5 protein-coding genes and 1 tRNA gene are annotated in these 5,892 nt (G+C 46.7%); 2 read left to right on the top strand and 4 right to left on the bottom strand.

What is annotated here, in order from left to right:
* The first annotated feature begins 516 nt into the window (after positions 1 to 516).
* Positions 517 to 978: an N-acetyltransferase gene (locus BG32_RS01495; RefSeq protein ID WP_006492621.1), complete on the top strand. Its 462-nt coding sequence runs from the start codon at positions 517 to 519 to the stop codon at positions 976 to 978.
* Here BG32_RS01495 and BG32_RS01490 read toward each other — a convergent pair.
* From BG32_RS01490 to mnmA, 4 genes are all read right to left on the bottom strand, one after another.
* A complete protein-coding gene (locus BG32_RS01490) occupies positions 975 to 1,760 on the bottom strand; it encodes a hypothetical protein (protein WP_051070386.1) in 786 nt (261 codons plus the stop codon). The two genes, BG32_RS01495 and BG32_RS01490, sit on opposite strands and share 4 nt — an antisense overlap.
* A 31-nt stretch (positions 1,761 to 1,791) precedes the next feature.
* Positions 1,792 to 3,708, bottom strand: coding sequence for a vWA domain-containing protein (locus BG32_RS01485; RefSeq protein WP_006492619.1), 1,917 nt, complete (start codon positions 3,706 to 3,708; stop codon positions 1,792 to 1,794).
* 160 nt (positions 3,709 to 3,868) lie between these two features.
* Positions 3,869 to 3,944: transfer RNA gene (locus BG32_RS01480), tRNA-Pro, on the bottom strand.
* A gap of 14 nt (positions 3,945 to 3,958) precedes the next feature.
* Positions 3,959 to 5,032, bottom strand: coding sequence for a tRNA 2-thiouridine(34) synthase MnmA (mnmA, locus tag BG32_RS01475; RefSeq protein ID WP_006492618.1), 1,074 nt, complete (start codon positions 5,030 to 5,032; stop codon positions 3,959 to 3,961).
* 273 nt (positions 5,033 to 5,305) lie between these two features.
* Here mnmA and BG32_RS01470 point away from each other — a divergent pair.
* Positions 5,306 to 5,892 (top strand): basic amino acid ABC transporter substrate-binding protein (locus BG32_RS01470; protein ID WP_147434785.1); only part of this gene is annotated, 587 nt, incomplete at its 3' end.

Here is a 5,892-nt window from a genome sequence, read left to right as displayed (position 1 = left end):
TCCAACTCTCACCTCAGCATTTGGTTAGCAACTTCCCGCTCAATCCGATAATAAGAAGTATACCATCCGATAATTCTACTATAAGCGAACCGTTACCCGCAGAGATCTGAATCACCCCGGTTCGAAGCAATGAAAAACGGATCGAGATCTGCCAGGATTATTGAGCCGACTAAATACTTTTCATGTGAGGATGAAACGATTAGAAAGACCGGAAGCCTGCATAAACCACTGGAGGATGTCTGCAGCGCTAACCCAGTTACGAAGCGCTCTGTGAATGTGGCCGGATGTTCCTTCTAAATGTTCAGGGATACAAGAAGTGGAACCCAAAAGCAGCTGCTGAGAGAAAACAATTTGTGCAGGGGCATGATGTGGCTTGATTGCAGCTCAATGATATAATGCAGCAAGGAAGAGTGTTTTCGGAAAGGCCAACCTGCCAAGAATGTTTTCGGCGCGGCTCCAATATTTGGTCTTTGTTTCGACTAGAGCGAAATATATCGCTAGAAATCAGGAGGAGTCATGGAACATATAGTTAGATTCGAAGAGATAACAGAGGAGACGGTACTCGACGCTATCCGTTTGAGTGGTACCTTACTCAAAGGACAGGAAAGAGCCGTGGCCTCAAATGCAGTTTCGATCGCTCAAGCCCACTTTGCAAAGAATGCCTGGTTCCGTGCAATCTATGCAGGAGATGACATGGTGGGCTTCATTATGCTGGACTTCACACCCGATCCGAGAATGAAAGATGTTAAGCACGCCTCCATGTGGCGCTTCATGATCGGCGGCAAGTATCAGAAGATGGGATATGGAAGAGACGCTATCCTCTTGTTGATTGAGTATCTCAAGGCCCAGGGTTACGAGAAGCTCTTCACCTCTTGCATAGTCAATGATCCTTCCCCGCTCCACTTCTACCTGAAGCTGGGCTTCGTCGATACTGGGGAGTGGGACGATGATGAAAAGATACTGATGAGAGACCTCTAGTAACCGGCCTCGAGAAAGAGATAGTCGTTGACTCTATCAAGCTTTCCTGCCATCGTTGTGAGCTGATCGGCTTTCAATGACACTTCATATGCCAGAGTAAGGAGACCTACGGCATCCAGCACATAAGAGAGCTTCGACAGCTCCTCTGCAATATCGCCTAGAACGGGGTTTTTGTACTCCATGAGCCTCAGAAGCTCCACAATCAGAGGAACCGTCTCTTCGAAGATCTCGAGGATCGTTTCCCAGTTGTCGATTCTCTCATGCTCTCCGAGAACCTCGAACGACCAGTCTTGCAGAGGCCCCATCACTTCACTTCTCATGCTTGCGAAATCCCTGTTCATACTCCAGCTCGCAGCGTAGAGATCGAGATCTGAAATTGACAGCGAAGCCAGGCGAGCCGCCCCCGACAGAGACTCCTCAAGCTCTCTTATTACCGGTTTTGTGAAATTGCGGTAAGTGAGGTCGGTATAGACTACCTGCCGGATTTCATCCCTGACGCTTCCTTCATCCGAGTCTTCGCCGTCTTTTACCCATCCGAGCATGTCACCCTTTACTAGACTCAGAAGCTCCTCGGCCTTTGAAGGATCGGAAAGGTATGCCCTGAGCTTATCTTTCACGGCCTCAAGCACATCGTCGAGCAGGTCGTTTTTCACATAATCTACGAACTCATCCAGCAGTGCTTCGATTGATATCTGCTGTGCCACGCCGCTCCAGTTACCCGAGATAATGTCGGCGATAATCGAAGCGGTGGAGAGTATTATGTTCTTTGCAGAAGATATCATTGCGGCCACTTCCTCTGCATCTGAACTTGTTTCAGCATCCCCTTCTAAGAGCAGCTGCACGCTTAAGAACGAAGACCCGCTGATCGCTGCTGAAGGCTACGTTGTCCGTCAGCGGTCCACCGTCCTCAGAGAGGATCAAACCCGGATCCCGAAACGAGTTCGGGATGACAAAGTGAGGGAGTTTCAAAAAGTCATGCCGGGATAACTTCCTCAGTTGCATTGAAACCTGAATTGATTGCCGGTTCTCTTCACGAGACCCCATACCCTGTAATCGATGCCCTGCCTTTCGCGTCATGCTCCTCGTATCACGCACCATCTGCAGCAGATCACTCTCTACCCGTTCGGATTCTATTGCTGCGTAAGCCATTCCATTTAAAAACGCCCCAACTGAAACGTAAACTCTCTTAAGGGCTTCCATTTCCCTTAGGTTCAGTCCGTCAGAAGCGACCGCATCTATCCATTTCAACGACTTTTCTGCAAACTCTTTAGATTCATTCACGGCGATCTTGTTGCTTACAAATTCATCCATGAGGCCTCTGATCTTAACCGACTCGAGAAATGCATCGCCCGTACGGGCAACAACAAAATCCGGTATCACTTCTCCCTGAACGAATGAAATTTTCCCTGTACCTTTTAGCCGAAGTGTGGAATAGCTGTAAGAACTTCTTCCATATGCATAGAGTCTGTATAGGTAATCCCCCGGATCAACCGACCGCAACTGCAGAACTCCATCTTTCGTAGCATAGTTCCCGCTGAATGCTTTCAGGTCACCCAACTCTCTCAGCAAACCCATTTCTACGGCTTTGTCGGGCAACTGATTACCCTCTTCATCGAGAACGGGAAGGTGGTAGTCCTCTGAACTCTGAAGATAGCCTTCTTCATCGAAAAATGGCGAATACGATAAAGAGACATGCTCATCACCACATTTTACGTCCACTTCAACTTTGAAACCTTCTTTCCGATAGTAATCTGTAATCTCATCAAGACCAGAATTCCAGGAGAGGTAATAAATCGATTCAGAAACGGGCAGCGCATCGACTTTGATGAGATCCTGTTTGAATGGCCAGCCGAGAGAAACGGCTCCTACCAGATGGTCAAAATTCGACTCGCTCAATGCGGGGTTTATGAGCCTGTTATAATTCTCCATGTGCGCCAGTTCAGACTCCTCGGGCTGGAAGTATTCCAGCTCAATGCCCCTTTCTTCCAGCGCGATTTCCACGGCTCTTTTCGTTGCAACACTGCCTCCGGAAAAGTACCAGAATGGTCCGTGAACGGTCTCCGGAAGAGTGTCTGTAATGACTACTAAAACTGCTCTGGAGTCTTCACGGAATTCAAGCTGACTGCTGAAGAGGATTGCATCATAACTCCAGGTGTTTATATGCCATTCGCCTGCCGTTTCGATTTCCTCGATAGCGAGGAGAAGTTCGTCCATTTCCATAGCTCCATAAAACGGATAATCGGGTGATTTTCTTCCGGGCTCTTCCAGTAACGCTGCTTCAAATAGCAGAACCGCCACCCTGAAGTCACATCCATCAGCTTCGAGTCGATTCACAAATTTCTTCAGTTCTGACTTAACCGACTCGATTTGATCCGCCATTGAGCCAGTCTTATCTATGAGAAAGACCAGATCGATTTTTGAGGAAGATACAGACCTTTCCCAGAATCCAATGCCATCAAACTGGTCTTCTCTCTGCTCCGGAGCAATTTTGGCCTTTGACAAAACCTCCCCGTACCCGTCCACGAGAGTCTCGGTTATGGTGAAGTCTTCAAATGAGAGTCCCGTGACGGGGATCTCTCCGTCCTTGACGCTGACGGCGCAGCAAACCCCATGAATGCCGTTGTAGCTGAAATCCCATATTTGCCAGCTTTTCAGTTCAAGCGTTTTCGAATAAACAGTTGTGATCAGAAAAAGTGAGAATAATAAAAATAGGAAGCCTATCCTTTTCATAAGATCCACCTCCAGATCGATCGATCAGAGGAGAAGACAAAGAGAACAAAACTCTGTGAGCAAATTTTAGCAGATCAACTCAAACAAACGATCATCTGGAGAGTCAAGTAATTTCCCTAGGTCCCAAAAAAAAAAGAAACAGACCCTGATGGGCCTGCTCTGGTCAGGAAGCGGGGACTCGAACCCCGGACCTCTGGTTCCCGAAACCAGCGTTCTTCCAACTGAACTACTTCCTGTCTGCAAAATTCTATCACGTGTTCCCTTCACTTTCAAGAATACAGTTTTCCTCAATGAACGCGCTTCCTACTACCAGATCGTCGATATAGAAGACGGCAAGTTGTCCAGGAGTAACCGCCCACACTTTCTCTTGAAAATCTACTCTAATTTTCTCACCACTTACGATGGTCACTTTGGCAGAAACAGGTTTCATGGAGCTCCTTATTTTGCAGAGGCAATCGAATTCTTCTCCAGGGTCTATATACCAGTTAGGATCTTTAGCAACCAAGGCTTCTGACATTAAACTCTGCCTTTGGGCGAGAATGAGTTTGTTGTTCTTCAAATCAAGCCTCTTTACATAGTAGCGATCTCTCCCAGAAAAACCTATTCCCTTACGTTGCCCGATGGTGTATCCCGAAAGTCCGGTATGTCTTCCCAATAGAATTCCGCTTTCATCCGTTATAGGTCCCGGATTACCCTCTATCCCCCGCGACTTCAGAAAGCTTCTGTAGTCTCCGTCGGGAATGAAACAGATCTCCTGAGAGTCTTTCTTCGAGTGGACGGGAAGATCAATCCCCGAAGCCTCTTGCCTGACTTCTTCCTTCGTCATTTCACCCAGAGGAAAGAGAATGTCGTGCAATTTGTGCTTCCCGATTCTCGAAAGGAAATACGACTGATCCTTCGCTCTGTCAAGTGCTCTTGCCAAAAAAACATTTTCATCCAGGGAGACAAGTCTTGCGTAATGGCCTGTGGCTATCTTCTCCTCTCCGAAAGAGAACATACGCTCGAGTAGCAATCCGAATTTTATCGAATCGTTGCATACGACGCAAGGATTTGGCGTCTCCCCACTCATGTAAGAAGTGGTGAAGTAATTGAGTATCCTTCTAAACTCCTCGCGCAAATCTACAATCTTCAGCTCTATACCGAGATGGTCGGCAACGGCTTTTGCATCATCGGCAGCCGCATTTGCTAGCGGGTTGCCCTCAAGAACTATCATGTGATAACCAATTACGTCGTTTCCCTGTCTAATCAATCGAGCGGCCGCTACGGCACTGTCGACACCGCCACTCAATGCAATACCGATTTTCATCTCCATCACCATCACCATGTTAACAGTTGTTTTTGGCTCAAGTGTTTCTAAAGGGTATAATGTCTATGAGTAGTCATAACTCAAGAAGGTGTATATCTTGAACACCGGACTGGCAACTTGGACAGCTTTTTCATTTCATTTTTCGAATCAAAGAAGAGAGGTCATGGCTACACTGTAACTCATTGTTGCCAAACCTTTCTTGATTCTTTTCGAAAGCTGCACGCACAGTTCGTTCTAATGAAAGCATGTTGATATACAATCACTTCATCTTTGAGCATAAGGAGGGGTATCATGAAAAAGGCTTTACTAGTGTTACTAGCTCTACTGGTTTCGACTGGGTTCGGATTTGGAGCAAAGTACGTGGTTGGAACAAGCGCTGACTTTCCACCATTTGAGTACGTAGAGAATGGTGAATTTGTGGGATTCGACATCGATCTGATCAAAGCTATCGCTGAAGAAATGGATTTCGAAATTGAAATCAGAGATATGAGTTTTGATTCGCTAATCGCTGCTCTAGCTTCCGGAAATATCGACATAGTTATTTCAGGAATGACGATTACACCAGAAAGAGAAGAAGTAGTGTCATTCTCGAAACCATACTGGACAGCTGATCAGAGTGTTGTTGTAAGGGATGACAGCGAATTGACTGTGACAGTTCTGTTTGGGAAACATAACATCGGTGTCCAGACGGGCACGACCGGTGATCTCTGGGTTGAAGACAATCTAGTCAAAACCAAGATTCTTACCGGTGATTTTAAGAGATACGACACTTATGTTCTTGCCATGACAGATCTTGTAAACAAGAACATCGATGCCATTGTTCTCGACGCGCCAGTAGCAGAGAGTTTTGCAAAGGTCAGACCGGTAAAGATCGTTGG

This window comes from Mesotoga sp. HF07.pep.5.2.highcov (genome assembly GCF_003666285.1).
In the GTDB taxonomy this organism is placed as follows: Bacteria; Thermotogota; Thermotogae; order Petrotogales; family Kosmotogaceae; genus Mesotoga; species Mesotoga prima.
Note: the sequence above shows the minus strand (reverse complement) of the source record. Positions and strands in the feature narration are given on the sequence as shown.

Excerpts from the sequence above, each read along its gene's own strand:
- BG32_RS01495 (WP_006492621.1), top strand. The coding sequence starts at position 517 with ATGGAACATATAGTTAGATTCGAAGAGATAACAGAGGAGACGGTACTC.
- BG32_RS01490 (WP_051070386.1), bottom strand. The coding sequence starts at position 1,760 with ATGATATCTTCTGCAAAGAACATAATACTCTCCACCGCTTCGATTATC.
- BG32_RS01485 (WP_006492619.1), bottom strand. The coding sequence starts at position 3,708 with ATGAAAAGGATAGGCTTCCTATTTTTATTATTCTCACTTTTTCTGATC.
- mnmA (WP_006492618.1), bottom strand. The coding sequence starts at position 5,032 with ATGGTGATGGTGATGGAGATGAAAATCGGTATTGCATTGAGTGGCGGT.